Origin of the sequence: Marinobacter sp. UBA2688 (genome assembly GCF_002352785.1) — a bacterium.
In the GTDB taxonomy this organism is placed as follows: Bacteria; Pseudomonadota; Gammaproteobacteria; order Pseudomonadales; family Oleiphilaceae; genus Marinobacter; species Marinobacter salarius.
Genome location: NZ_DELU01000007.1, coordinates 43,689 through 70,464, shown reverse-complemented (window position 1 = coordinate 70,464; position 26,776 = coordinate 43,689). Strand labels below are relative to the sequence as shown.

Below are 26,776 nucleotides of genomic sequence, written 5' to 3'. Positions count from 1 at the left end.
ATTTGACTAAGTGAACCTGACCAAACGACTACTGATGTCACTGGCGCTTGTATTGCCAGCAACCACCGCCGCCCAATCCATAAGCCAGTCCCAGATTGAACAGTTCAAGAGCATGCCCCGGGCCCAGCAGGAAGCCCTGGCCAGCCAGTATGGGGTGGATCTGGATTCCATTGCCGGCTCGGCAGGCCAACGGAACCAGCGGCCACAGAACGTGAATGTGGTAGAGCCGGTGGACGCCATCTCCGATGAAGAAAGGGAACGCGCCCGGCAAGAACAGGAAGACAACAAAGAACAGGACCGCAAGAACGGCGGGCTGAAGCCCTTCGGTTACGACCTGTTCGCCGGAAGCCCCACGACTTTTGCGCCGGTCACGGAAATTCCCATTCCCAACGATTACACCCTGGGCCCTGGCGATATACTGCGGGTACAGCTATGGGGCAAGGAAAACCAGCAACTGGAGCTGCCCGTTTCCCGGGATGGCACCATTAGCTTTCCGCAGTCAGGCCCCCAAACCGTTGCGGGTCTGACGTTTGATCAAGCCAGGGAGCAGATTAAGAAAAGGGTCTCCGAGCAGTACATCGGCGTGCAGGCGAGTGTTTCTTTGGGAGAGCTGCGCAGCATGCGGGTGTTTGTGCTGGGGGAGGCAAGAAACGCTGGCTCTTATACTGTTAGCTCTCTCTCTACCATTACCAATGCCCTTTATGTGTCGGGCGGCATCAAACGTACCGGCTCCCTGCGTAAGATCCAGCACAAGCGGGACGGCAAGTTGGTTGGAGAGCTGGATCTGTATGATCTGTTGCTAGCGGGTGACACCTCCGATGACAATCGTCTGCAACCCGGCGATGTAATTTTCATCCCGCCAGTAGGCGATCGTGTAGGCATTGACGGCGAAGTCTACCGCCCCGCGCTCTATGAGCTGAGAAATGGCACCAACCTTCAGGAACTGGTGAATCTGGCTGGCGGCCTTACACCGCAGGCCTATCCGCAACTGGTGCGCATTGAACGTAATAACGACGACTTCCTGCGCATCATCGCCGAAGCCAACCTCACCACCACAAAAGGCAAGCAGGCAAAGGTCAAACCCGGTGACCGCATAGAAGTGGCCTCCATCTCCGACATCACTGGGCAATATGTGGAAGTGAAAGGGGCGGCCACCCGCCCCGGCAAGTTCGCCTGGGTGCCCGGCATGCGAGTAAGCTCGGTGATCAATAATCTGGACACGGACCTGGTGCCAGTGGCTGACCAGCGGTATGCCGCCCTTGTTCGCACTGATCCAAAGACCGACGAAGTATCCGTGCTGAACCTTCGGCTGCGTGACGCCATTCAGAACCCCGGAAGCGAACAGGACATACTGCTCGAAGAACAAGATCGCCTGCTTATCTTCTCAGATGCTGGCAAAGTAGATGGCGGGGAAGAAGGCCGTAACTTTACCAGGCAACAATTATTCAGCCCAGTACTGCAAAGGCTCAAAGCCCAGGCCAAACCAGGCGCCCCGCAACAGACGATTCAGGTGACTGGCCCGGTACGCTACCCGGGCGAATATCCTTTGCCTGCCTCAAGGCAGGTAGCAGATGCAATATACGTAGCCGGCGGCCTTAAAGACTCCGCTTCTCTCTATACCGCCGAACTGGCGCGCTTCGGTGTGGACGACGAAGGCACCGGTAAAACCAGGATACAGAACCTGAACCTGCAGGCCGTGATGGAAGGCCAGGCCTCTGTCACCCTCAAAAGCCGGGACCGACTGCTTATCAAATCCATACCGGAATTCGCTCGAGCCAAAACCATTGAGCTTAACGGCGAGGTGCGCTACCCCGGCCAATACACTATCCGTGACGGTGAAACCCTGCGGGATGTCATCAAACGCGCAGGCGGCCTTACCGACAATGCCTTCCCGGAAGGCGCTGTATTTACCCGCGAAAAACTACGCCAACTGGAAGCCCAGCGCCTACGTGAAGCGGAAGAAAGGCTGCAGGGCGACCTGGTAGGTGTGCAATTGGAAGGCGACGATTTCGGAGGCGAGAATGCCAAACGCACCCAACAGGTTCAGGATCTATTGGAAGAAGTGCAGGACTCCCGCCCCGTCGGCCGAATGGTGATCAACCTCGCATCGGTTGTGGAGAGCGATGACTACCAGCCCATCCGCCTTCAGGATGGTGACACGTTGACCGTTCCTGTCATCCCTCAATCAGTCAGCGTATTTGGTGAAGTACAGTTTCCCACCAGTCACCTTCACACGCAGGGGCTAACCGTGGATGACTACCTCGAGCGTAGTGGCGGCCCAACCCGCCAAGCGGATCAGGAAAGGGTGTACGTGGTGAAGGCCGACGGCTCGGTGATGCTGCCAGAGAAAAGTCGCTGGTTTGGTGGCCGCAGCCAGCAACTGGCACCGGGTGACACCATTATTGTGCCCATTGATGTGGACAGGCTGAACCAGTTGGAGCTATGGACTAACGTGAGTCAGATTGTTTATCAGATGGCGCTGGGTGCAGCGGCTGTGGGGAACCTTTAATGAGTGAGCAAACCACAACGCACCAACAACGTTCTGAACTGCTGCAGTATCCGGATGATGAAATCGACCTTAGGGAGTTGTTTGCAACCCTTTGGGACGGTAAATGGATAATCATCCTAATCACCACACTCTTTGCCGCCGGAGGTGTTGCTTACGCCCTTAGCAAACCGGATATATACCAAGCGAATGCACTTCTCGCGCCCGCAGATGGCGAAAATGGGGGGCGTCTTGGTGGCCAGCTAGGCAGCCTAGCCAGTCTTGCTGGCGTTAATATCGGAAGGGACGGTGCCAACAAGACAATCATCGCCAAAGAAGTACTTCAATCGAGAGCGTTTCTGACTGACTTTATTCATCGCCATCAACTCGTGGCTTCACTCATGGCGACGAAGGAATGGAATACCCAGCAGGCAAAGTGGGTCTATAATCGCGAAATCTACAACCCTGAAACTGATGAATGGGGTAAAGGTGAAGATGGTAAAAGCTTAAAGCCAACCAACTGGGACCTTGTAAAAAAATTCAAGGGAGGCCACTTGAGTGTTGTTGAAAATAAAGAGAATGGGATGATCACCGTAAGTGTGAAAAGCCGCTCTCCAGTGGCTGCAATGCAGTGGACCGAGTGGTTGGTCAAAGACATCAACGAACATATGCGAGCTCAAGATATTGAAGATGCGGAGGCCAGCATCAGATACCTTAAAGACAAGTTGGATGAGACCAACATAGCCGGCATGCAACAAGTGTTTTATCAACTGATAGAAAGTGAAACACGAACGGTGATGCTGGCAAACGCGCAGCAAGAATACGTCTTCAAAACCGTAGACCCGGCCGTCGTCCCCCAAGAAAAAAGTGAACCCAAACGAGCTCTTATCGCTATAGTGGCCACCATGTTAGGCGGAATGCTAGGCGTATTCATCGTCTTCGTCCGTGCGTTTATCCGTAGTGGTAAGGGCGAGCCCGAAACAACGTAGGTGGATAGAGCAAGGCGAAATCCGACAACCCAAGCAAAATCAAACACTCAAAGCGTCAAAAACCACCAGCAAGTAACGACCCAACTATGAAACTCCTGATAACCGGCGGCGCCGGCTTTATAGGCTCCGCCGTCATTCGTCACATCATCAGCGACACAAAAGATGAAGTGGTCAACCTGGACAAGCTCACCTACGCCGGCAACCTCGAAAGCCTCGGGGCAGTCAGCAAAAGCAGCCGCTACGTCTTCGAACAAGTCGACATCTGCAATCGAGCCGAAGTAGACCGTGTGCTGGCAGAGCACAAACCGGACGCCATCATGCATCTCGCCGCCGAAAGCCATGTAGACCGCTCCATAGACGGCCCGGCAGCCTTCATCGAAACCAACATAGTCGGAACCTACACCCTACTGGAAGCTGCTCGTCAATACTGGAATGGTCTGGATGCGGAGCGTCGCGAGAACTTCCGCTTTCACCACATCTCCACCGACGAGGTTTATGGTGATCTCGAAGGCACAAATGATCTTTTTACCGAGACCACTTCCTACGCCCCGAGCAGCCCATATAGCGCTAGTAAGGCCAGCTCCGACCACTTGGCTCGAGCCTGGCAGCGCACCTACGGACTTCCGGTACTGGTAACCAACTGCAGCAACAACTATGGCCCCTATCACTTCCCGGAAAAGCTCATCCCATTAGTTATCCTTAACGCCTTGGAGAGCAAGCCCCTCCCTGTCTACGGCAAAGGCGACCAGATCCGCGACTGGCTTTACGTAGAAGACCACGCCCGCGCGCTGTATAAGGTAGTCACCGAAGGCAAGCCAGGCGAAACCTACAATATCGGCGGCCACAACGAAAAGCAGAACATTGAAGTAGTCCAGACCATCTGCGATATCCTCCAGGAACTACGTCCTCAGGAAAATAACTACCGGGATCTGATCATCCACGTAAAAGACCGCCCTGGCCATGACCTTCGATACGCCATAGATGCCAGCAAAATTCAGCGGGAACTTGGCTGGTCCCCAGAAGAAACCTTCGAAACCGGCATCCGCAAAACCGTCGAGTGGTACCTCAACAACCTCGATTGGTGCCAGCGAGTACAGGATGGCAGCTATCAACGCGAGCGGCTGGGTGCAAGCGCATGAATATTTTATTGCTGGGTAAAACCGGCCAAGTCGGCTTTGAGCTCCATCGCGCGCTCTCTCCACTAGGTGCAATCAGTGCACCAGGGAGAGCAGAGCTGGATCTGATGGACGAGCAGGCAGTAACAGCATACCTGGCCAACACCAGACCTAAACTGATCGTAAACGCCGCCGCATGGACGGCGGTCGATGCAGCTGAAGAACAACAGGCTGATGCTGAACGATTAAATGCCGGTTTACCTGAACAGCTCTCTGCTTGGGCGAAAGTGCAAAACTGCCGCCTGGTCCATTACAGCAGCGATTATGTCTATCCCGGCACAGGTGACTCCCCCTGGCAGGAAACAAGCACCACCGGCCCTCTAAGTTACTATGGTAAAACCAAGCTCGAAGGCGACCGGGCCATTGAACAAAACGGTGCTGATCACCTCATCTTCCGCACCAGTTGGGTCTATAGCGCACGCGGCAACAATTTCATGAAAACGATGCTTCGCCTCGCGAAAAGCGAGACGGAACTTAATATTGTGGCAGACCAGATCGGTGCTCCTACCCCTGCACGCCTGATTGCGCAGGTCACCACTCTGGCCATACTCGGCAAACTTGAAACTGGCTTGTATCATCTGGCGCCACGCGGTGAAACCAGCTGGCAGGGCTTCGCAAAGGAAATTTTTAAGCAGGCTGCCAGTGCAGGAGAGGAACTGGCACTGAACCTTGAAAACGCCCATCCCATCCCAACCAGCGACTACCCGACACCGGCAAAAAGGCCCCTGAACTCAAAGTTGGATGTAACAAGGCTTGAACAGGCTTTAAACATCCAGCTTCCGGATTGGCAAAGTCAGTTGGCACTCACCTTGGGTGAATATCTGGAGAAGCAATGAAAGGCATCATCCTTGCTGGGGGCTCCGGCACACGTTTATATCCCATCACAAGAGGTATTTCCAAGCAGCTCCTCCCGGTGTACGACAAGCCCATGATCTATTATCCCTTGTCTGTCCTTATGCTGGCGGGCATTCGGGACATTCTTGTCATCACCACGCCTGAAGACCAGGATGGCTTCAAACGCCTTCTTAATGATGGGAATCAATGGGGTATAAACCTCAGTTACGCCGCCCAACCCAGTCCAGACGGCCTTGCGCAAGCCTTCATCATTGGCGAAGACTTTATCGGAAAAGACAGCGTGTGTCTGGTATTGGGAGACAACATCTACTACGGCCAGGGCTTGAGTAAAATGCTGCAAACAGCGGCAAGACGTGACAAAGGCGCCACCGTGTTCGGTTATCAGGTCACGGATCCAGAGCGTTTCGGGGTTGTAGAATTTGACGACAACCAGCACGCGATATCCATCGAAGAAAAGCCGGCCAATCCAAAGTCCGACTATGCGGTCACTGGCCTCTACTTCTATGACAACGACGTTGTGGAAATCGCAAAACAGGTAAAACCCTCCGACCGGGGTGAACTTGAAATTACCAGTATCAACCAAGCGTACCTGCAAAAGGGCGACCTGAGGGTGGAACTGCTCGGTCGTGGTTTTGCCTGGCTGGATACGGGTACTTTCGACTCCTTACACGACGCCGCCGGCTTCATCGAAACCCTGGAAAAACGCCAAGGCCTCAAAATCGCTTGTTTGGAAGAAATCGCCTATCGCATGGGCTTTATCGGCGAGGAACAATTGCTGGCCGAAGCGGAGAACCTCAGAAAAAATAGTTACGGTGCCTACCTGAAGAAACTGGTCAAATCAGCCAAGTAAGCGAATTTTATGAAGATTACCGAAACCAGAATTCCAGACGTAAAACTCATTGAACCCAAAGTGTTCGGCGACGAGCGCGGCTTTTTCTTGGAAACCTGGAACGAACAGACATTCCGCGAAGCGGGTATAGTGGCAACTTTTGTGCAGGATAATCACAGCCGGTCGGTAAAAAACACGCTGCGTGGCCTGCACTATCAAATCAAACAACCCCAGGGTAAATTGGTGCGGGTAACCCGAGGTGAAGTGTTTGATGTAGCCGTAGATTTACGACCCGATTCACCCACTTTTGGCCAGTGGGTCGGCGAATACCTGTCAGAGGATAATTCCCGCATGTTGTGGGTACCGCCAGGGTTCGGTCATGGCTTTCTAGTCACAAGCGAAACTGCGGATTTTCAGTACAAGTGTACAGATTTTTATGCGCCAGAGTACGAGCGCACTATCGAATGGGATGACCCAACGCTTAAAATTAACTGGGATGTAGATAGCCCGAAAGGGTTATTGATGTCAGTCAAGGATCAGGCCGGGCAAAGCCTCAAAAATGCTCTGCCTGAACTCCGAGAGTATTACTGACTGAAAGTATTCATATAAAACCCCTTAGAAGTGTGTGTCCTTTAAATGAAAGTTATTAGTCTGAACGTTGCGTTTAGAGAAGGCAGATTATGAGTCGGAACATTTTGCACATCTTTGGGTGGGACCCAAAATTCATGCCTCCGTTCCGTGACCTTGTCAAAAATCACTTTTCTCATCAGACACATCGATTCATCGTACACGGCGTTTTTGATGGGGCTCAGTTGGAGCCGGATCCTGATATGTTAGTTTGTCAGAATCTTCTGAGTAGCAGCTTTCTTATCTCGAGAGAAATGAGGTGCGCCGACCAAATCATCATTCATGGGCTTTTTAGCAACCACCTACTCTATTTGCTGTTCCTAAATTCACAAGTTTTGGGGAAATGCCACTGGGTTATGTGGGGCGGTGATCTGTATGTTGGGCGGATGGAAAAAAAAGATTGGCGCTGGCACAAAAACGAGTTTTTCAGGCGATTTGTAATAAAACGTCTGGGTTATTTGGTGACTTATGTTCCGGGCGACTACCTGATTGCCAAAGAGATGTATGGAGCGAAAGGTACTTATGAAGAGTGCATTATGTATCCAAGCAATGTCTTTCATGAGATTTGTGAGACCCGGAAAGACAGAACGGTATTGCGCATTCAGGTGGGGAATTCAGCTGATCCAACCAATCTACATCATGAAATATTTAGAAAGCTTGAGCGATTCAAGGAATCAGAAATTCAGGTATGCGTACCGCTTTCCTACGGTGATCCTGTAAATGCCAGAGAAGTTAAAAGAGCCGGAAATGAAATTTTCGGCGAAAAATTTTGTGCGATTGATAAGTTTATGTCTGCCAGTAAGTATGCTGAATATTTGTCAAACATAGACATTGCAATTTTTAACCACAGCCGGCAGCAGGGCATGGGGAATATTGTGAAGCTGCTTGGCATGGGAAAAAAAGTTTACCTTCGTCAAGGTGTGACTTCCAAGGGCTTTTTTGATGGCATAGGTGTAAAGACATTTTGTGTTGATAATATTGATGTGGAAAGACTAGATGAAACTATTGCTGATAATAATTCGGAGATCATTCGGCGGTTTTTTTCTGAAAATAAACTGATTGAACAATACAAAAATATATTTGAATGAATGATTAAGTTCGCGTTTTATCTCGTCGGTAAAAAAGGATTTTTCTGCCTAGAATCCTTTGTTGAGACCTTTGGAGTTCGGGGCATAGCCTTCGTGGTTGGTGCAAGGGATAAGGGTATGCTTCAAGATTATTTTATTGAAGTCGAAAAATTCTGTTCTATTAAGGGAATTCCCTTTTATGAAAGGAATGTGGTTCCGCCGGCAAGGGCGTCCGAAGCAAACTATTCCTTTGCAATAGGCTGGAAGTGGATGATCAGGGGCGGTAGGAACTTGATCGTTTTCCACGATTCCCTTCTGCCGAAATACCGAGGTTTTGCACCTCTTGTAAATATGCTGATCAATGGTGAGCCAGCCATTGGCGTCACGGCGCTTTTGGCCAATGAGGAATATGACCGAGGAAATATACTGGCACAAGAGTCGAGGAACATTTCCTACCCAATCAGAATTGAGCGCGCAATCGATCACTTGCTACCGCTGTATGCCAAACTTGTTAAGGCTATTGCGGGCCAAATTCTTAAAGGATGTGAGCTGGCCTCCTACGAACAGAATGAACGAGAGGCAACCTACAGTATGTGGCGGGATGAGAATGATTACCTTATTGACTGGTCACTTGATTCAGCTGCGGTGAAGCGATTTATTGATTCGGTCGGGTACCCCTATAAAGGCGCATCTGCATTACTTAACGGCGCTCACGCGAGAATCCTGGATGCTGAGGTTGTAGGGGATGTGGTGGTTGAAGACCGAACCAGGCACTTAGGTAAAATCATTTTCTTCGCAAATCAGTGTCCAGTTGTCGTTTGTGGTACCGGCCTATTGAAATTGTGCCTAATTACTGCTGATGCGGACGGGTCTGTGATCAGTCAAATTTCTTTTCGGTCTCGATTTGAGGGGTGCTAGTGACCTACGATATACCATTTAATCGTCCTCCCCACACGGGCAACGAAGAACAATATGTTCTTGATGCGATGCGCAGTGACAAACTCTCGGGGGACGGCCCCTACGGAGTCAAGTGTCAAACATGGTTTGAGGAGAAGCTTGGCTGCCAGAGGGCTCTGTTGACTCCTTCCTGTACTCATGCGTTAGAAATGGCAGCCATACTTATCGGACTGCGCCCTGGTGACGAAGTAATCGTTCCGAGCTACACCTTTGTGAGCACGGCGAATGCGTTTGCATTGAGAGGCGCAACGGTGGTTTTCGTTGACATTCGCCCCGATACTCTCAATATCGATGAAAAGCTCATTGAAGCAGCAATCACCCCGAGGACGCGGGCGATTGTACCCGTTCATTATGCCGGGGTGGCGTGCGAGATGGATGCCATCATGGACATCGCGAAACGGCACGACCTTTATGTCATTGAGGATGCTGCTCAGGGATTCAAGGCCAGCTATAAAGGTCGTCCCCTCGGCGCGATTGGCCATCTTGGCGTTTACAGCTTTCATGAGACCAAAAATATCACCAGTGGTGGCGAAGGTGGTCTTTTGATCGTAAATGAGAAAAGTTTTACTGAACGGGCTGAAATAATTAGAGAAAAGGGAACTAATAGAAGCCAATTTTTTAGGGGGATGGTCGATAAATATTCCTGGGTAGATATCGGAAGTAGTTATTTGCCCAGCGAGATCCAAGCTGCTTATCTATGGGGGCAGTTACAGGAATCTGATAAAATCACCGATTTCCGCCGGGATGTCTGGGCCGGGTATATTCAGGAATTGAAGCCGATAGCAGCGAGAGGTCTGGTCGAACTGCCAACCGTGCCCGCTCATTGTATTCATAATGGCCACATGCTGTATCTTAAGGCATCGTCTCTTGATGAGCGCACTGAATTGTTGGAATACCTGAAAAATGCGGGTATCTACGCGGTCTTTCACTATGTACCTTTGCATAACTCGCCGGCGGGACTGAGTTATTCCCGGTTTCACGGTGAGGATATCCATACATCGAAATCTAGTGATCGCGTTGTGCGCCTGCCCCTGTTTTACGGGATCACCGAAGAGGATCTTCATTACATAGTGCGCTGTGTAAAAAGTTTCTATGATCTCAAGTAGATCGGTCCGTGCTGAACTAGAAACACCCTTGCTGGTTCAACAATTCATTTGATGCAAAAGAGCTCTGAATGGCCAAGGAATTAAAAAATATTCTCGTAAACCGAATTCACGACAATGCCTTAAAGAGACTCTCTGAGCGATATTTCGAAGGGCGTCTTATAGATATTGGGTGCGGTATCAAACCGTACGAAAAGATGTTGAAGCCAAACGTGACTGAACACGTAGGGGTGGATCATGAGGCGTCCTTTCATAGCAAGAATAACGTTGATTTGTTTGGCACTGCCTACGACATACCTTGCGAGGACTCTAGTTTCGATTCTGCTTTATGCAGTGCTGTACTGGAGCACCTGGAAGAACCTGAGGCTGCCTTGAGGGAATGTTATCGGGTTCTCCGGCCCAAGGGTTATGCTATTTACAGCGTGCCTTTTATTTGGCATTTGCATGAGGAACCGAGGGATTTTTATAGATTTTCCAAGTACGGTTTGGAGTATTTGTTTGGGAAAGCTGGATTTGAGGATATAGAAATTAGGGCGCTTTCCGGGTTTTGGGTAACGTTTGGACAGCTGCTGGTTTACAACATATACAGGTTTAATCGAGGTCCTTTGCGCTGGTTGAGAATTATTGATGCGATTGGCCTGTTTCTCCAGGGGGGATTTTATCTACTCGATAGAGTGGATAAAACAGAGCAGTGGACGTGGATGTACATTGTTGTAGCTCGCAAACCTGACTCGGAGAAGAGGTAAGTGGTGTCGATGGAAGGGTCCGATTAACTGTTGATTTTCGTCAATCAGCAGATTGCTGAACGCAGTTAGCAAGTGCGGCTGATTGCTGTTTTTGGCCAAGCCTCCTGCTATGGCCAAAGACCTGTTGGTGTACCGGAATGGGGCTTGGATTTTTCTGCTTTTAGTTCGTCGACATCAAGTTGCCTCTTGGTGCAGGGCCGCCTGGCAATAGACCTTAAGACGTTTCCACTTTGCTTGTGTTTAGCCTGCTTGTGAATGCCAAGATAACCAGCATAACCGAAGCCATTGTTCATCTTCATGCCGGCATGTCCTTCGTTGCTGAACAGCACTTCGCTGAGGCCGTAGCGCTTCAAAAAATAACGAAAGTTGTGAGTGGTGGTTTCGTTCGGCAAGCATCTAGTTTCAGGCTCTTTGGGTAATAGCGGGCCACCTTTTTTCCAGAAAGGCTTCGCAGCGGGTTTTGCGCTTCTTGTTAGGGTGCCCAGTTTCAGCGAAGTCGCCTGATCCATTTTGGCCACGAATGCTGTGTAATTGACGATGGCCATGTTGGGGACTTATTCAGAGACTCCCTCTAATATTTAATAGTAGAATTTGAATATTGTTACACTGTGAGACTTAAATGAATATATTCGATAGCTTGAGAAAAACTCTAAACCGATTTCCAAAAGGTCATATATTGTACTATTGGTTTATATCGCTAGTTCCCATTCGGCATCAAAGAATAGTGTCTTCGCTTGATCACCATTTTTTTCTGATTACTAGTACTGGCCGTACCGGAACGACGCTCTTTTCTGAGATTCTCAATGCATCGGGTGAAGCTCAAGTGGTACATGAGCCAATTAGATCAGAGCAGTACTTTCACCGTTTAGCTTTAGAGTATCCGGAATTTTCTAGGAACTACATTAATCGTTTTCGGCTAAAAGAAATATTTTTAAGGAAGGATAATAATAAAAAGAAATACGGTGAAGTAAACGGGGCGCTCCGAAGATGTGTTAAAGACTTAAAAGTTTCGTTACCAAATGTTCCTGTTATCCATATAGTAAGAGATGGTCGGGATCTGGTTTCTTCGATACTCAATCGGCATACATTTACCGAGAGCGACTCAATTTATGGAAGTATGGTGCCTCACGAATCGATAATTCCAAGCAATGTATGGTTGAACATGACTCGGTTTGAAAAGATTTGTTTTATATGGTCAGAGGAGAATCGTTGGCTTTCAGAGGTATGTGATGTCACGGTTCAGTTTGAAAAGTTGATCCATGATTACGATTACTTTCAATATAATATCGGCGATCGTGTTGGTTTAAAAGTAGATAGGGAGACTTGGGCTTTTCATACAAAAAAGAAGATTAACCAAAATGAAGGATATAGAACGGAAAATAAGCCGGAGCGATGGACTGAGGAGCAGAACCTTATGTTCGAGAGAATATGTGGAGATCAGATGGAAAAATATGGTTACTGGAAAAAATCTCATTCATGAGTCAAGTAATCAAGGACATCAAATAAATAGCTATGAAAACTATCACATTTAGGGGGTTACAACTGGCTTAAAGGAAGGCTATTGGGTCAGAAATAATGCGCACAGGGCATTGGTTCTGATGTCTCGTCCCCTAAAAAGTTACCCCGATTCTCACCAGGCCTTCGATTTTTTGATCGAGGTTGTGAGCCTAGCCCCCTTTATTATGGCCACCAAGTTTGGTAAGCCAAGATGGGACAAGGCGACATGCTGTCTGCTAAACCAGGTCAAAGTCTCTTCAAATCGCCGTGCTGCTCCAAACAGCTATGGGGTCGTGTGGTTGCTCTGGCGACCGGCTCGGACAATGCTTGATGAGCATCGACGTGCACTGATCCTATTCCGGTGTCAACAATGGTGGGTATGTAAAAAGTGATATTAGACCAGTCTGCGTACTTGCTGAATATGTAGTCTGGGGGCGCTTCCGGGCTATCGCGGCAGCACAATGATGTAGTATAGCCATTTTGCGGAATGGCAACTGCAGCCGTTTCGGGCACTATTACTCAAAAGCATAGCCATGCTCCGGTTGAAGAATGAGGATCATTAGCTTGTGCATCTATCATCAGGACGCTACGTGGCAACCATACTCGTGAAGAGAGATTTTTGATGTCGTCTTTCAAGTCTGTGCGTTGGGTGACGCTGGATGTTCTGATTTCGCGGGGGCTGGTCTTCCTGTCTTTTGTCCTGGTAGGCAGGATACTTGGGCCGGAAAGCATGGGTGTCGTTGCGGTTATCATGCTTGTCAAAGAGTTCTCGGTGGCTATTTCTGATTTTGGTTTATCGCAGGCAATCATCCACTTCCCCAATCCGACGTCTCGCCAGTTGGCTACCTTGTATTCGGTCAACTGGATGCTTGGTTTTTTCTTTTTTTGTGCCGTTCAGGTATTAGCAGAGCCACTCTCCCAGGTGTTTGACCAAAAAGCGCTCGCAGAGCTTCTGCCCTGGGTCGCTGTCGTGTTCCTGATGGAGCCGGTTGGTCAGCAGGTTAACGCTTTGCTGCAAAAGTCGATGGAATTTAATGTCCTCGCCGGAGTCTCCATATCGGGCTCTTTTGTAAATGCCTCCGTCGCTATCATAGGCGTCTACAATGGGTTCGGGCTCTGGTCCATTGTGGCGGCTGGGCTACTGGGCAGTGCAATCCGTCAAACCGGCTTGGTCATACTCGCACGTCGACGCAAGTTGCTGAATGGATTTGCCCTGGAATTTGCGCATAGCAAGTCTTTGCTCCGATTCGGTTTGTACAGAACCGGGGCAACCGGCCTCACACTGCTGAATTCGCGGGTTGATCAAGTCATAGTGGGTGCCTTTCTTGGTGGTGCGGCGCTGGGGCTCTATTCGATGGCTATGACTTGGACGCTCATGATCATGCAGCAGATCAATTCAATCGCAACAAAGGTTGCTTTTCCTGCCATTGCCCAGTTTCAATCGGACAAACCTCGTGTTCGACATGCTTACTTCCGCCTCGTCAACCGAGTTACTACGGTCAATGCTGCACTATTTATCGGGCTGGCGATCATTGCAGACCCCGTAGTTCATCTGGTGCTTGGGCCAGATTGGGGGGCACTCGTGCCAGCACTCAGACTCATGTGCATTTACGTACTCTTGCGATCCCTTGGCAACCTCAATGGACCACTCTCCATGGGGCTGGGTAAGGCGGACTGGGCTTTTTACTGGAACCTGGCTCTTCTCCTGTTTATCCCTCCGGTGATTTGGCTATCCGCGCAAAAAGGGATTCTGGAATATGTCCTATTAGCTCAAATTAGCATCCAGGCCACACTGACCTTTTTTATGTATTTCTTCTGGACCCGGAGATTGATAGGACCGTGTGCAATTGGGTATGCAATGTCGGCCCTTAGGCCAGCGCTGTGTGGCTGTGTCATGGGCTTAGTGCTACACTTTTCGATGCCTTTTATGGTGTTGTTGGGGGCCGAGTTCAGTGTCGTACTTTCCATCTTTTCTGGTGGTGTCGTTTATCTTGTGGCTAGCCTTGTCTTTAACAGAGAGGGTATTCGGGAGGTGTTGAGCCTGGTGTATAAAAAAGCCCCGGCTTCGTAAGGAATTTCCTACCTTCTCTATGATCTGGAGTATTTTTAAATTAAATCAACGCTGAAATTCGGCTTTAAAATAACCGATAATGACAGGTGGTTCTGGATTCTTTAAATGTCAAAAATCCCTCAAGTTAGTGTAGTTATGCCCACTTTCAACCGAGCCAAGGAGCTCCCACGAGCAGTTCGCTCCGTTCTTTCGCAAACAGTTAAGGATCTAGAGCTAATTATTGTGGACGATGCTTCTTCAGATAACACAGAGGAAGTGATATCCAGATTTAAGGACGATCGAATCCATTACAAAAAACTTCCAAAGAACGTTGGTGGTGCGGAAGCGCGAAATGTCGGAATTCGGATGGCGCGTGCTGATCTTGTCGCTTTCCAAGACAGTGATGATGAGTGGACATGTGCTAAACTAGCGCAGTCATTAGATGAGCTTGAAGCAGATAAAAAAATAGGTGCAATATTTACATCTTATATCCAGATTTCGGGAGACAATTGTCGGCTGATGCCTGTCGGGAAAAATAGATTTCAGCATAGCAATGCTTATGAATCTTTACTTTGGCAGAATTATGTTGGCACGCCTTCGCTCGTCGTAAAGAAAAAGTATCTGAATGAAGTAAAAGGTTTTGACGCTTCGATGCCACGTTATCAAGACTGGGATTTATCACTCAGGTTGTCAAAAATAGCCAGTTTTAAGTATCTGAAGGAGCCCACACTTCTGGCATATGTAACTAGAGGCAGTATTACAGGAAATAGTGAGGCGCATAGAATAGCACTTGAAAGAATTTATGAGGTGCACCGTAATGCCATAAATGAAAATAAAGCGCTCAAGGCCGCTTGGCTGCATCGGATTGGTGATGCGCAAATGAGTACTGGTGTTCTGAGTGGTCGTAGGCTATTGTTTAATGCTCTCAGATGTGAACCTTTTAATATTCGCTATTTAGTAAAGTTTTTGTTTTCTATGCTAGGGCGAGCAACCGTCTACAATAACCTTACCAAGCCTTTCAAGTCGTGAATCAACGGCTTTTTCCAAAACCTATTGTTTTTAAAAATGTCAGCTATTTATAAGTCTACTATCTTTGGTTTTGAACAAAGAATGTTCAGGGCAGTCGAAAAAATATGGCTGTTCCTAATTCAAGCCTTCTTTGTGCTAATGCTCGTTGTTCCCACAAGTCTTCAAACGCCACGCGCCATATTTCTCGTATTGATCACAACTATTGCCATAGTGCTTTCGCTGCGTACATGGCGGGTTCACCGCGATATTATTCTACTTTGGTTGGTTACATTACTGGTGGGCCTATTTGGCGTGTTCTGGGGTGTGATTAACTCTGCTCCTGGAGCTTTGAGGGTTACGTCAGTTTATCTTGTGTGGCCGGTACTTTATGTTCTTTTTATTGGCCTAGCCCATGATGCGCGAGTAATTAAAGCGATTGAGTCCGCATTACTGTTGGGTATAGCTTTGGCTACCCTAATGGCGATCACAGTCATGCTGGCGGGCCTATGGGGCTATGGCGGTGTCATATACCCGCTACTTGAGTTTCAGGGGGCCGCTTTTGGTAACTATGGCGGCTTCATTGAGTTTCGTATCTATGGACTCACTACGGTGATGTATGGCTTTCCATTTGTTCTATCTTATATTTTAGTACGACGTGGTGAGCTTCGTAGCTTGCGAAAACTCGGTATTTACCTGCTTTTATTTGCTATTGTCCTAGCTGCTTTGGGTTCCGGGCGCAGGGTATTCTGGCTGGTGATGTTGCTAACTCCGTTTATCATACTACCGTTCCTACAATTTTCCTCATGTCGTCTAAAGTCTGTGCCACTTCTTTCGCTAACTTTTAGATCTTCTGTCCTTGCCGTTCTGACAATAGCTGGCGTTATCGTGGCTATCGGGCTTGACCCGGTTGCGTTGGTAGAAATATTTGTATCCGCGTTCCAAGGACAGGAGGCGTCCAGTGGGGCACGTTATGTGCAAGCTGCTTCTCTCTGGGGGGCGTTCACCAATTCCCCGCTAATTGGTCATGGACTCGGTAGTACTGTCGATGTTGTCCGTTCGCATGAAATGCCTTGGGCTTTTGAATTGTCTTATCTGGCATTGTTGATGAATGTCGGGTTTATCGGATTTTTGGTCTATTCAACTGCTGTTCTTTGGGTAGCGTTCAAAGGGATTCAGCTGTCTCGAAAGAACGCCGAATTTGCGAAGCTTTTTGTTCCCTTAATTACCGCGCTAAGCGCATTTCTCATTATGAACGCCACTAATCCCTATTTAGGGAAGTTTGATTACCTTTGGGTGATCTTTCTCCCAGTGGCTCTGATTAATGCCTATCTAACCCGACGGCCTAAGTATGATTGATATAGTTACAGTAAACTGGAACGCTGGCCTCCAGTTAAAAGAGTGTATAAATTCTGCCCTTAGCCATAACAAAGGTGAGCTAAGCCGCATTATCGTTGTAGATAATGGTTCCACTGATGATTCTGTAGCCGCAGTAGAAGGCCTTTCCTGTGTGGAGGTCATTCACACTGGCGAAAACCTGGGTTTCGCGGCGGCTTGCAATATAGGTGCACAGGCTGGAAGTGCCCCCTATATCTTGTTCTTGAATCCGGATACACGCCTGGAGGAGGGGGCGCTCTCAGTACCTTTGGCTTTTATGGAGCAGCCGGAAAATGCAAAGGTCGGAATTTGTGGTATTCAACTAATTGATGAACATGACAAGGTAAGCCGAACCTGTGCGAGATTTCCCACCCTGCGACGTTTGGTTTCATCGGCTTTGGGTATGGATAAGGTGCCAGGTTTATATGGGTCTGGAATGCGTATGTGTAATTGGGATCATAAGGATACCCGCAAGGTCGATCAGGTAATGGGCGCTTTCTTTTTTGTTAGGCGAGAAGCTTTCGAGGCTTGTGGTGGCTTTGATGAGAGATTTTTCGTGTATTTTGAAGAAGTGGACGTTGCGAATCGCAGCAAATCAGCTGGGTTTGATAGTTGGTACCTCGCCGAAGCCCGAGCCTTCCATGCCGGTGGCGGTACGTCTCGCCAAGTAAAGGCTCACCGGCTGTTCTACTCGCTTCGCGGCCGAATATTATATGCCTTCAAACACTTCCCGCGCTGGCAAGCCTGGACATTGGTTGCGGTAACCAACCTTTTGGAACCCTTCACAAGATCCATATGGTGTCTGCTACGCGGTGATTTTGTTGGTATCAAGCACACTTGGGCCGCCTATCGCATGCTCTGGCGATCCATGGGGCATATTCTCCAAGGTGAGGGGCGTTATAATCCATGAAGGTTCTACTTCTTTCACGGTACGGGCCTCTTGGCGCCAGTTCTCGTGTGCGGTTTCTGCAATATTTGCCCTACTTCCACTCACAAAGTGTTGAAGTGACAGTAGAACCCTTGCTGTCTGATGTCTATTTGCGAGCACTTTATGATAGCGGCTCTCGCTGGGGCGAGGTGGTTAAAGGATATTGTGGAAGAATTCTGGCTCTATTGGGGGCCCGCAGGTTTGATGTTGTTATCATCGAAAAAGAGCTGTTTCCCTTCATGCCCGCTATCGCCGAACGCTTCCTCCGGCTGATTGGCGTGCCCTATGTAGTCGACTACGACGATGCTCTTTTCCACCGATATGACTGCCATTCCAACACTTGGGTCAGGCAGCTATTGCGGGAGAAAATCGACACCGTGATGCGTCACTCCTCGACGGTTATTGCCGGGAATGACTACCTTGCTGAACGGGCCCGCCGCGCAGGTGTAAGCAAGGTCGAAATCATTCCTACTGTTGTAAATTTAGAACGCTACCAACCAAAAAAGAAATCAAGCACTGAGGCTTCTATTGTTGGTTGGATTGGCACACCCCAAACCAGTCGTTACCTGAAGCAGCTTTTACCGATTTTCAAATCAATCCAGGAGGAAATGCCGGTTCGTTTTATCGCCGTTGGAGCTCGCGAGGAAGATTTCGCAGGTACCTCTGTTGAAACCTGGCCTTGGTCTGAAGAAACAGAAGTTGAGTCTATTCAACAGTTTGATATAGGTATAATGCCGCTTCAGGACTCACCCTGGGAACGCGGGAAGTGTGGCTATAAGCTGATTCAGTACATGGCGTGTGGGATACCTGTGGTGGCTTCGCCGGTTGGGGTAAATTGTGAAATTGTGGAACCGGAAAAAAATGGCTTGCTGGCAGATTCGGTAGAAGAGTGGGATAGAGCATTGCGAAGTTTGCTAAGCGTTGATTGTTCGGTTCGAGATAATATGGGTGCGAATGGCCGAAAACGAGTGGAAGAGTGGTATTCGCTTCAGGCGCAGGCGCCGAGGCTGTTATCACTCATCAGGGCTGCCTTCCGCCAGTCGCCGTAAAGTTCGGCGACACTTTTCCACTCCCAATATACTGAAGATACATGACTGCTAAAGTTCTGTTTTTAGGCTCGCTGGCATCCTCGTTGCGGAATTTTCGAGGGTCGTTGATATCTGCTGTTCGGGAGCATGGCCACTCAGTATATACGGCGGCCCCCGGCCTGCATGAAGATACTGAAACTATTGGGTGGCTATCTGAGCGAGGAATCGAAAGTTATAGCGTTTCACTATCTCGCGCTGGATTGAGCCCTTTAGGTGATTTGACAACTTTGCGTCAATTAGTTCGCCTTATGCAGAGGGTTCAGCCCGAATATTTTCTTGGCTATACCATTAAGCCTGTTATATGGGGACTTATAGCCGCTTGGATTGCCCGCGTCCCGAATCGTGCCGCGTTGGTTACTGGGCTTGGTTATGCCTTCACGGGTGAAGCCAAGGGAAAGCGGGCGCTGGTTCAGGGCGTCGCCAGGGCGCTCTATCGCTTTGCATTACGGCGAGCCACACTGATATTTTTCCAGAATCCAGATGACCGTGCCGACTTTCAGCGGTTGGGACTCTTGCCCAACAACGTTCCGGTGGTGGTGGTTAATGGCTCCGGTGTTGATGTTGAAGCATTCTCACCGACACCTCTGCCGAAAAAGCCGCTTCGGTTTCTTTTGATTGCACGCCTGTTAGGAGATAAGGGCATACGGGAATATGCCGCTGCAGCGGCAGAGATAAGAACCCGGCACCCGGACGTTGAGTTTCATCTGGTTGGTGGTCTGGACCCAAATCCTGATGGCGTTTCTGAAACTGAGGTTCGTAAGTGGCATGATGCTGGGGACATTGTCTGGGAAGGAGCACTTTTGGATGTCAGACCAAGTATTACTGACTCTCATGTTTATGTTTTACCGAGTTACCGCGAGGGCACTCCGCGTACCGTGCTTGAAGCGATGGCCATGGGTCGCCCCGTAATTACTACTGATGCGCCTGGGTGCCGGGAAACCGTGGTTAATGGTGAGAATGGATATTTAGTGCCCGTGAAGTCAGTGGATGCTCTGGTTAACGCTATGCTGCGTTTTATTGAGAAACCTGAGCTGATTGCCACGGCAGGAGCCAGGGCGCGGCAGTTAGTAGAAGAAAGGTACGACGTTCGCAAGGTAAATGAAGTTATGTTGAAGGCCATGGGATTTGATGTTTAAACGAATCGTTGATTTTTCCTTGTCTGCAACAGCGCTTCTGTTATTTGCGCCTGTTATTGCTTTGGTCGCCTGTCTGGTTCGCCTCAAGTTGGGAGGCCCTGTATTCTTTCGCCAAATCCGCCCCGGGAAAATGGCGAAACCGTTTTACATGGTGAAATTTAGAACCATGTTGGATGCGAGGGACGGGTTTGGAAACATGCTGCCAGATGATCAGCGAATGACACCGCTTGGCAACTTTCTGCGTTCGAGCAGTCTTGACGAACTGCCTGAACTTTGGAATGTGCTTAAAGGCGATATGAGCTTGGTTGGGCCCCGTCCGCTACTCATGGAGTATCTGCCGCGATACTCCACTGAGCAGTATCGCCGCCATGAAGTGCGACCCGGAATAACCGGTTGGGCGCAGGTGAATGGGCGCAATGCGATTTCCTGGGAGGACAAGTTCAAGCTGGATGTATGGTATGTAGACAATTGTTCATTTTGGCTTGACCTGAAGATTTTGTTCCTCACTGTAAAAAAGGTTTTAGCTCGCGAAGGGATCAGAGGTGAGGGAGAGGTGACGATGTCGAAGTTTACCGGGACCAAGGATTGATGCGCCTCGCTGTTCTGGGTGCGAGTGGCCACGGTAAAGTGGTCGCAGATGCAGCAGAGTTGGCTGGATGGCAAGGCATTTGTTTTTTTGACGATGCTTGGCCTGGGCTGACCACGAACGGCCATTGGCCTGTTGTTGGAAGTAGTGCCGAGCTTCTGGACAGCCTGGAAGAGTATGATGGCGTTGTGGTGGGTATCGGGGACAATCAGATCCGCCGACAGAAGCTTCGAGATCTTGATGCCGCTGGAGCTAGCGTTGTTTCTGTTATCCATCCTGCCGCAAAGGTTAGTCCCTATGTGAAGCTTGGTCGGGGAGTTGTGGTCTTTGCCAATGCTGTAATCAATGCAGATGTCGTCGTCGGGCCCGGAGCTATTATTAACACCGGGTCTGTTATTGAACACGACTGCCATGTGGGGGAGTGTTCACACATAAGCCCCAACGCCACGTTGGCTGGCGGTGTGATACTGGGCCAGCAAGTATGGATTGGGGCGAATGCCTGCGTTAAACAGCTTATTTCCATCGGTGATGAAGTAGTCGTAGGGATGGGAAGCGTTGTTCTCCAGAATGTCGTTTCCGGCATGGTTGTTGCTGGTAACCCCGCCAAGCCTCTCTAGTTATTAGTAGTTCTTGTAGATTAAAAGGCGTCTTAATGCTTAATACTCCGTTTCCTCCTTGGCCTTCCTACACTCAGGAAGAGGCCGATGCGGTTTCCCGCGTATTGCTCTCTAACCGTGTCAACTACTGGACAGGCCAGGAATGTCGTGAATTCGAGCGGGAGTTCGCGGAATTTGCCGGCACTGACTATGCCGTGGCTGTGGCTAACGGCACGGTGGCTCTGGATCTTGCCCTAAAGGCGCTGGGTATTGGTGCTGGTGATGAAGTTATTGTCACTTCCCGAACCTTCCTGGCCTCGGTAACGTGTATTGTTAACGCGGGCGCTTGGCCTGTGTTTGCGGATGTGGATGCGGATTCCCAGGGGGGGTCGGCTGAGACGGTTGCGCCGCTGATTAACGACAACACCAAGGCGATTATTGCAGTGCACCTTGCGGGCTGGCCCTGTGACATGGATGGCCTGAATGAACTGGCTTGCCGCCATGGCCTATCGGTGATTGAGGATTGCGCTCAGGCTCATGGGGCGACCTACAAGGGCAAACCGGTTGGGTCCCTGGGGCACGTGGCAGCCTGGTCCTTCTGCCAGGACAAGATCATGACCACCGGTGGTGAGGGTGGGATGGTGACCACCAATGATCGGGGGCTATGGTCGCGCATGTGGTCCTACAAGGACCATGGTAAAAGCTGGGAAGCCGTCTACGAGCGCGAGCACCCGCCGGGCTTTCGCTGGCTGCATGAGAGTTTTGGGACCAACTGGCGGATGACGGAGATGCAGGCCGCGATTGGCCGGATTCAGTTGCGGCGCATGCCGGAATGGACTGAGCGACGTCGGGCCAACTGCGAGGTTATCTGGCAGGTAGCACGGGAGTGCAAGGGGCTGCGTGTGCCGGATGTTCCGGAACACATCGGCCATGCTGGTTATAAGTGTTATGTTTTTGTAGAGCCTACTACTCTTAAACCAGAGTGGGACAGAGATCGGGTGATGTCAGAGATTGTCAGTTCCGGCGTGCCCTGTTTCTCCGGCTCCTGCTCGGAAGTGTATTTTGAGAAGGCGATACAGGACGCAGGAATGGCTCCGGCAGAGCGCTTGCCGGTGGCCAGGGAGCTGGGTGATACCAGTCTGATGTTTTTGGTTCACCCTACGTTGACGGCCGATGAAATCAAACTCACGTGTGAGGTGCTCGCACGGGTAATGAAGGAGGCAACCGCTTGAACAGGGACAAGTTGGCAAAGCGTAGAGATGGCAATCTTATGATCAGGTCATTTCTGAACCTTCCCAGGTTTCATAAACGGGTTGTTTCCGTTCTGTCGGATGCGTTCTTCCTGTTCTTTGCCATCTGGGCTGCGTTTGCCCTGCGCCTGGAGCAGCACCTCTGGCTGCCTACCCAAGAGCAATTAACGGTTGCTGCCATTACGGTGGTGTTTACCATTGCCGTGTTTATCCGCCTTGGGCTGTACCGGGCAGTCATTCGTTATTTGGGTGACAGAGCATTTATCACCATTATTTATGGGGTCATTGCCTCTAGTGTATCCCTGATCATTCTGGGCTACCTGTTGCAGGTGTTTGTGCCACGTTCCGTGCCCATCATTTATGGCGCCCTGGCTTTTCTGTTTGTAAGCGGCACCCGCCTGGGTGTGCGTATGATTGTGAACCACCCCAAGCAGATGGCGAAGGAGGCGGTTGCCATCGTTGGTGCTGGCGAAACCGGCATGCAACTGGCGTCAGCCTTGGAGCAGGGCACGGAATACCGGCCAGTGGTGTTCGTGACTTTTGACCGGGCCAACCACAAGTCCATGATCAATGGCTTGCCAGTGGTGAGCATTAGTCACATCGCCAAGCATATGCCTAAGTACCGTGTGCAGCGGATATTGCTGGCACTGGATGAGCATTCGCAGATCGACCGCAAGAAGCTGCTGAAGCAATTGGAGCCTTTGTCGATCCCGGTCCAGACCGTTCCTTCCATGTCGGAACTGGTGGCGGGCCAGGCGCGAATTAATGACATTCGGGATCTGGAAATTGAAGACCTGTTAGGGCGGGACCCGGTTCGGCCGGATTCCGCCGTTGTTGCCAAGAGCCTGTATCAAAAGTCCGTGATGGTCACTGGCGCGGGCGGTTCGATTGGCTCAGAGCTATGCCGCCAGATTATCCGCCATCGCCCTCGTGTTTTGGTTCTGTTCGAGCAGTCCGAGTTTTCCCTGTACGCCATCGAGCGGGAGCTCAGCTCGATTAACCGTGTTGAGGGGCTGGGTGTAGAACTGCATCCGTTGCTTGGTAATGTGGGCCATCGCCGCCGCTGCGAGTCTGCCATGAGGGCGTTTGGTGTGCAGACGGTCTACCACGCAGCCGCCTATAAGCACGTACCCTTGGTTGAACACAACGTGATAGAAGGCGTGCAGAATAACGTGTTTGGCACCTGGCACACGGCGGAAGCGGCCATTGCTGCCGGTGTTGAGCGTTTTGTGTTGATCTCGACAGACAAGGCGGTTCGCCCCACGAATGTGATGGGCGCCAGCAAGCGGCTGGCGGAGCTGGTGCTACAGGCGCTGGCTCAGCGGCAGAAAAAGACGGTGTTCTCCATGGTGCGTTTCGGCAACGTGCTTGGTTCTTCTGGCTCCGTCGTTCCACTTTTCCGGGATCAGATTCGCGACGGCGGCCCGGTTACTGTTACCCATCCAGACATTATCAGGTACTTCATGACCATTCCTGAAGCCAGCCAGCTGGTTCTGCAGGCCGGTAGTATTGGCCTGGGTGGCGAGGTGTTTGTGTTGGATATGGGCGAGCCGGTGAAGATTGCGGACCTGGCCCGCAAGATGATTCACCTCATGGGGCTGGAAGAGAAAACGGAAAGCAATCCCGCAGGTGATATTGAGGTGACCTTTAGCGGCCTTCGCCCTGGGGAAAAGCTGTATGAAGAACTGTTGATTGGTGACGATCCGCAAGGTACTTCGCACCCACGAATCATGATGGCACGGGAAGTTTATCTTCCCTGGGAGCAGGTAGAAGACTTCCTCAGTCAGTTGCAGCGGGCGAGCCAGGCATTCGATTGCAGCGCGATTATCGAAGTTCTTAAGAGTGCCAAAACGGGTTACGCGCCCAACGGCAACCTGGAGGACCTGGTGTGGTGTAACGGGCAGTCCGATGTTGTGGCTGCGGATCGCCAGGGCGATAAAGTGCACCGGTTGTCGGTGTAAGAAAATACGTTTCAAGAGCAAGGTTGCTGTTTCATGTCTGAAAATATCGTCTGGCATCACCAGAAAGTCACCCGGGCGGACCGCGCTTCCATCAAGAACCAGAGCCCGTGCCTGTTGTGGTTTACGGGCCTGAGTGGTTCCGGCAAGTCCACCATTGCCAATGCTCTGGATGTTGCCTTGTTTGAGCGTGGTTACCACACGTTCCTGCTGGATGGCGATAACGTGCGCCACGGCCTGAACAGGGATCTGGGGTTTTCTGATGAAGACCGTGTGGAGAACATTCGCCGTATTGGCGAGGTGAGTAAGTTGTTCACCGATTCCGGCGTGATTGTTCTCAGTGCGTTTATCTCACCCTTCACCAGTGATAGGCGCTTGGTGCGTAACCTGTTCCCCGCGGGTGAGTTCATTGAGGTGTTCATGGATACCCCGCTTCAGACGTGTGAAGAGCGGGATCCAAAGGGTCTTTATGAAAAGGCCAGGGCGGGAAAGATCAAACACTTTACGGGTATCGATTCCCCCTATGAGGCGCCTGAACGCCCGGAAGTGCGCCTGGATACGTCGCAGATGTCGGTGGATGATTGTGTGAATCGCTTGATCAGTTACCTGCTGGACCGGCAATTGATCTTTACGTCGCCACAAGCCACCGGAGCGTAAGCGCCTATGGCGTGGGAAGCCATTGTTACCCTGCTTACCTTGTTCTCGGTTCTGGCAGCATTGGTGATTACACGGGTGTCGGCCGATCTGGTGCTGATGGCGGCCCTGGCGTTCCTGTTGATTACCGGCATCCTGGGGCCGGCTGACGCGTTGGCAGGGTTTGCAAACCCAGGCGTGATTACCATTGCAACGCTCTATGTGGTAGCCGCCGGCCTGAAAGAAACCGGGGCCGTTCAGTGGATTGCCCGTTTGCTACTCGGGCATCCGAAAACCGAGAAAGGCGCGCAGCTTCGGATGCTCGCGCCGACTGGTATCCTCAGCGGCTTCATGAACAATACGGCCGTTGTGGCGATGTTCATCCCCGCCATTCAGGACTGGGCCCAGCGCCTGGGTATTCCATCCTCACGCCTTCTCTTACCCTTGAGCTACGCCGCCATTCTGGGCGGCACCTGCACGTTGATTGGTACCAGCACCAACCTGGTGGTGGATGGCATGCTGCAGGCGCGCTTGGGTATTAATCTGGGGTTGTTTGAGTTGGCCTGGGTGGGCGTGCCGCTGTTGTTGGTGGGTGGATGCTATTTGGTGCTGGTGGCATCTCGCATATTGCCGGACCGGGGAGGCATGCGGGAGGAACTGGAGCAGGTTCGGGAATACGGCGTAGAGGTGGAAGTGGACGCCGCTGGCCCGTTGGTGGGCAAAACCGTGGCTCAGGCTGGTTTGCGCGCACTGAATTACGGTTACCTGACGGAGATCGACCGGGGTGGCCGGCTGATTACGGCGGTGGAGCCGGATCGGATGCTGCAACCGGGGGATAGGTTGTATTTTGTGGGCGCGCCGGAATGCGCCAGTGAGTTGCGTCGGATTCAAGGCCTGAAACCAGCCCATGCCAGTATCCAGAAGCTGGATCTGGCGAACCATCAGCGCTGCCTGGTGGAAGTGGTGCTGGGACAGGAATTCACGGCTCTGGGGAAGACCGTGCGGGAAAGCCGTTTCCGTACTCGCTTTAACGCCGCGATTCTCTCAGTTTCGCGTGAGGGGAGTAGGGTGCCTGGTAAACTGGGGGATATCACCTTCCGGATGGGCGATACCCTTTTATTGGAGGCCAGTCACCAATTTGTAGAACAGTACCGCTTCCGCCGGGACTTTTTGTTGGTCAGCGCCCTGAACGATTCCACGCCACCGGATTTTCACCGGGCGCCCCGGGCGCTGGGAATTTTGTTGTTGATGGTTGTGGCCAGTGCTACCGGGCTATTACAGATTATAGAGGCGGCCTTCCTGGCCGCGGGCGCAATGATTGTCACTGGGTGCATTACGGCCAGCCGTGCCCGCCGTAGTGTGGATTTGCCAGTACTGGTGGTGATTTCGGCCTCTTTTGCGCTAGGCAATGCCATGACGGAAACCGGTGGGGCCGAGTGGGTAGCCTCCAGCCTGCTGGGCCTGTTCGGCCCGCTCACGCCCTGGCTCGCTCTGGCGTTGGTGTATATCCTCACCGCTGCCTTTACCGAAGCTATCACCAACAACGCGGCAGCGGTGCTTATGTTTCCGATTGCGTTGGCGGTGTCTGAACAATTAGGCGTTCATTTCCTGCCGTTTGCCGTGGCCGTAATGTTCGCTGCTTCGGCGTCGTTTATTACGCCTCTGGGTTATCAGACCAATCTCATGGTTTATGGCCCCGGCCGCTACCAGTTTATGGATTACGTGCGTTTGGGCTTTCCGTTGAGCCTGCTCGTAGGCTCAACCGCTATCGGTTTGATCCCGTTTGTCTGGGGATTTTGAGCTGTTTGGGAATATACTGGCAGAAAGCGAATTGTGAAT

24 protein-coding genes are annotated in these 26,776 nt (G+C 50.8%); 23 read left to right on the top strand and 1 reads right to left on the bottom strand.

Features of this window, described 5'->3' with window-relative positions; translation table 11 throughout:
- Positions 1 to 10 precede the first annotated feature (10 nt).
- The 10 genes from B3M52_RS01695 (at position 11) to B3M52_RS01650 (ending at position 10,833) form a co-directional block, all read left to right on the top strand.
- Positions 11 to 2,509, top strand: coding sequence for an SLBB domain-containing protein (locus tag B3M52_RS01695; protein WP_227544158.1), 2,499 nt, complete (start codon positions 11 to 13; stop codon positions 2,507 to 2,509).
- Positions 2,509 to 3,474: a Wzz/FepE/Etk N-terminal domain-containing protein gene (locus tag B3M52_RS01690; RefSeq protein WP_126812081.1), complete on the top strand. Its 966-nt coding sequence runs from the start codon at positions 2,509 to 2,511 to the stop codon at positions 3,472 to 3,474. Before B3M52_RS01695 ends, B3M52_RS01690 begins: the two co-directional genes overlap by 1 nt.
- Positions 3,475 to 3,560: 86 nt before the next feature.
- Positions 3,561 to 4,613: a dTDP-glucose 4,6-dehydratase gene (gene rfbB, locus B3M52_RS01685; RefSeq protein WP_286748585.1), complete on the top strand. Its 1,053-nt coding sequence runs from the start codon at positions 3,561 to 3,563 to the stop codon at positions 4,611 to 4,613.
- Positions 4,610 to 5,485, top strand: coding sequence for a dTDP-4-dehydrorhamnose reductase (rfbD, locus tag B3M52_RS01680; RefSeq protein ID WP_286748584.1), 876 nt, complete (start codon positions 4,610 to 4,612; stop codon positions 5,483 to 5,485). Before rfbB ends, rfbD begins: the two co-directional genes overlap by 4 nt.
- Positions 5,482 to 6,354 carry a glucose-1-phosphate thymidylyltransferase RfbA gene (gene rfbA, locus B3M52_RS01675; RefSeq protein ID WP_286748583.1) on the top strand — a complete coding sequence of 291 codons (873 nt, stop codon included), beginning with the start codon at positions 5,482 to 5,484 and terminating at the stop codon, positions 6,352 to 6,354. The genes rfbD and rfbA overlap by 4 nt, the downstream gene beginning before the upstream one ends.
- Before the next feature lie 9 nt (positions 6,355 to 6,363).
- Positions 6,364 to 6,924: a dTDP-4-dehydrorhamnose 3,5-epimerase gene (rfbC, locus tag B3M52_RS01670; RefSeq protein WP_286748582.1), complete on the top strand. Its 561-nt coding sequence runs from the start codon at positions 6,364 to 6,366 to the stop codon at positions 6,922 to 6,924.
- An 89-nt stretch (positions 6,925 to 7,013) separates the two neighbouring features.
- The gene (locus B3M52_RS01665; protein WP_286748581.1) at positions 7,014 to 8,048 is read left to right on the top strand and encodes a TDP-N-acetylfucosamine:lipid II N-acetylfucosaminyltransferase; all 1,035 of its coding nucleotides are present in this window, start codon (positions 7,014 to 7,016) and stop codon (positions 8,046 to 8,048) included.
- 117 nt (positions 8,049 to 8,165) lie between these two features.
- The gene (locus tag B3M52_RS01660) at positions 8,166 to 8,945 is read left to right on the top strand and encodes a formyltransferase family protein (RefSeq protein WP_286748580.1); all 780 of its coding nucleotides are present in this window, start codon (positions 8,166 to 8,168) and stop codon (positions 8,943 to 8,945) included.
- The gene (gene rffA / locus B3M52_RS01655) at positions 8,945 to 10,090 is read left to right on the top strand and encodes a dTDP-4-amino-4,6-dideoxygalactose transaminase (protein WP_286748579.1); all 1,146 of its coding nucleotides are present in this window, start codon (positions 8,945 to 8,947) and stop codon (positions 10,088 to 10,090) included. Before B3M52_RS01660 ends, rffA begins: the two co-directional genes overlap by 1 nt.
- A gap of 68 nt (positions 10,091 to 10,158) precedes the next feature.
- The gene (locus tag B3M52_RS01650) at positions 10,159 to 10,833 is read left to right on the top strand and encodes a class I SAM-dependent methyltransferase (RefSeq protein WP_286748578.1); all 675 of its coding nucleotides are present in this window, start codon (positions 10,159 to 10,161) and stop codon (positions 10,831 to 10,833) included.
- A 107-nt stretch (positions 10,834 to 10,940) separates the two neighbouring features.
- Here the strand turns inward: B3M52_RS01650 and B3M52_RS01645 are convergent, their stop codons facing one another.
- A complete protein-coding gene (locus tag B3M52_RS01645) occupies positions 10,941 to 11,378 on the bottom strand; it encodes a hypothetical protein (protein ID WP_286748577.1) in 438 nt (145 codons plus the stop codon).
- A 74-nt stretch (positions 11,379 to 11,452) separates the two neighbouring features.
- On the opposite strand from B3M52_RS01645, the gene B3M52_RS01640 reads away from it, so the two are divergent.
- The 13 genes from B3M52_RS01640 (at position 11,453) to B3M52_RS01580 (ending at position 26,737) form a co-directional block, all read left to right on the top strand.
- Positions 11,453 to 12,313 (top strand): sulfotransferase domain-containing protein, encoded by an 861-nt coding sequence (locus tag B3M52_RS01640; RefSeq protein WP_286748576.1) that lies wholly within the window; start codon positions 11,453 to 11,455, stop codon positions 12,311 to 12,313.
- Positions 12,314 to 12,952: 639 nt separating this feature from the next.
- Entirely contained in the window at positions 12,953 to 14,401 is a 1,449-nt protein-coding gene (locus B3M52_RS01635; protein WP_286748575.1) for an MOP flippase family protein, read from the top strand.
- Between the two features lie 105 nt (positions 14,402 to 14,506).
- A complete protein-coding gene (locus B3M52_RS01630) occupies positions 14,507 to 15,409 on the top strand; it encodes a glycosyltransferase family 2 protein (RefSeq protein WP_286748574.1) in 903 nt (300 codons plus the stop codon).
- Positions 15,410 to 15,445: 36 nt separating this feature from the next.
- Positions 15,446 to 16,744 (top strand): hypothetical protein, encoded by a 1,299-nt coding sequence (locus tag B3M52_RS01625; protein ID WP_286748573.1) that lies wholly within the window; start codon positions 15,446 to 15,448, stop codon positions 16,742 to 16,744.
- A complete protein-coding gene (locus B3M52_RS01620; protein WP_286748572.1) occupies positions 16,737 to 17,672 on the top strand; it encodes a glycosyltransferase family 2 protein in 936 nt (311 codons plus the stop codon). Before B3M52_RS01625 ends, B3M52_RS01620 begins: the two co-directional genes overlap by 8 nt.
- Positions 17,669 to 18,739 carry a glycosyltransferase family 4 protein gene (locus B3M52_RS01615; RefSeq protein WP_286748571.1) on the top strand — a complete coding sequence of 357 codons (1,071 nt, stop codon included), beginning with the start codon at positions 17,669 to 17,671 and terminating at the stop codon, positions 18,737 to 18,739. Before B3M52_RS01620 ends, B3M52_RS01615 begins: the two co-directional genes overlap by 4 nt.
- A 41-nt stretch (positions 18,740 to 18,780) precedes the next feature.
- Positions 18,781 to 19,914: a glycosyltransferase family 4 protein gene (locus B3M52_RS01610; RefSeq protein WP_151982605.1), complete on the top strand. Its 1,134-nt coding sequence runs from the start codon at positions 18,781 to 18,783 to the stop codon at positions 19,912 to 19,914.
- Positions 19,907 to 20,503 (top strand): sugar transferase, encoded by a 597-nt coding sequence (locus B3M52_RS01605; RefSeq protein WP_286748570.1) that lies wholly within the window; start codon positions 19,907 to 19,909, stop codon positions 20,501 to 20,503. The genes B3M52_RS01610 and B3M52_RS01605 overlap by 8 nt, the downstream gene beginning before the upstream one ends.
- Positions 20,500 to 21,117: an acetyltransferase gene (locus tag B3M52_RS01600; RefSeq protein WP_151982601.1), complete on the top strand. Its 618-nt coding sequence runs from the start codon at positions 20,500 to 20,502 to the stop codon at positions 21,115 to 21,117. Before B3M52_RS01605 ends, B3M52_RS01600 begins: the two co-directional genes overlap by 4 nt.
- Before the next feature lie 35 nt (positions 21,118 to 21,152).
- Positions 21,153 to 22,328 (top strand): DegT/DnrJ/EryC1/StrS family aminotransferase, encoded by a 1,176-nt coding sequence (locus tag B3M52_RS01595; RefSeq protein WP_286748569.1) that lies wholly within the window; start codon positions 21,153 to 21,155, stop codon positions 22,326 to 22,328.
- 38 nt (positions 22,329 to 22,366) lie between these two features.
- Positions 22,367 to 24,307: a polysaccharide biosynthesis protein gene (locus tag B3M52_RS01590; RefSeq protein ID WP_286748568.1), complete on the top strand. Its 1,941-nt coding sequence runs from the start codon at positions 22,367 to 22,369 to the stop codon at positions 24,305 to 24,307.
- A gap of 33 nt (positions 24,308 to 24,340) precedes the next feature.
- The gene (cysC, locus tag B3M52_RS01585) at positions 24,341 to 24,961 is read left to right on the top strand and encodes an adenylyl-sulfate kinase (protein WP_036210023.1); all 621 of its coding nucleotides are present in this window, start codon (positions 24,341 to 24,343) and stop codon (positions 24,959 to 24,961) included.
- A gap of 6 nt (positions 24,962 to 24,967) precedes the next feature.
- Positions 24,968 to 26,737, top strand: coding sequence for an SLC13 family permease (locus B3M52_RS01580; RefSeq protein ID WP_075196464.1), 1,770 nt, complete (start codon positions 24,968 to 24,970; stop codon positions 26,735 to 26,737).
- Positions 26,738 to 26,776: the final 39 nt, after the last annotated feature.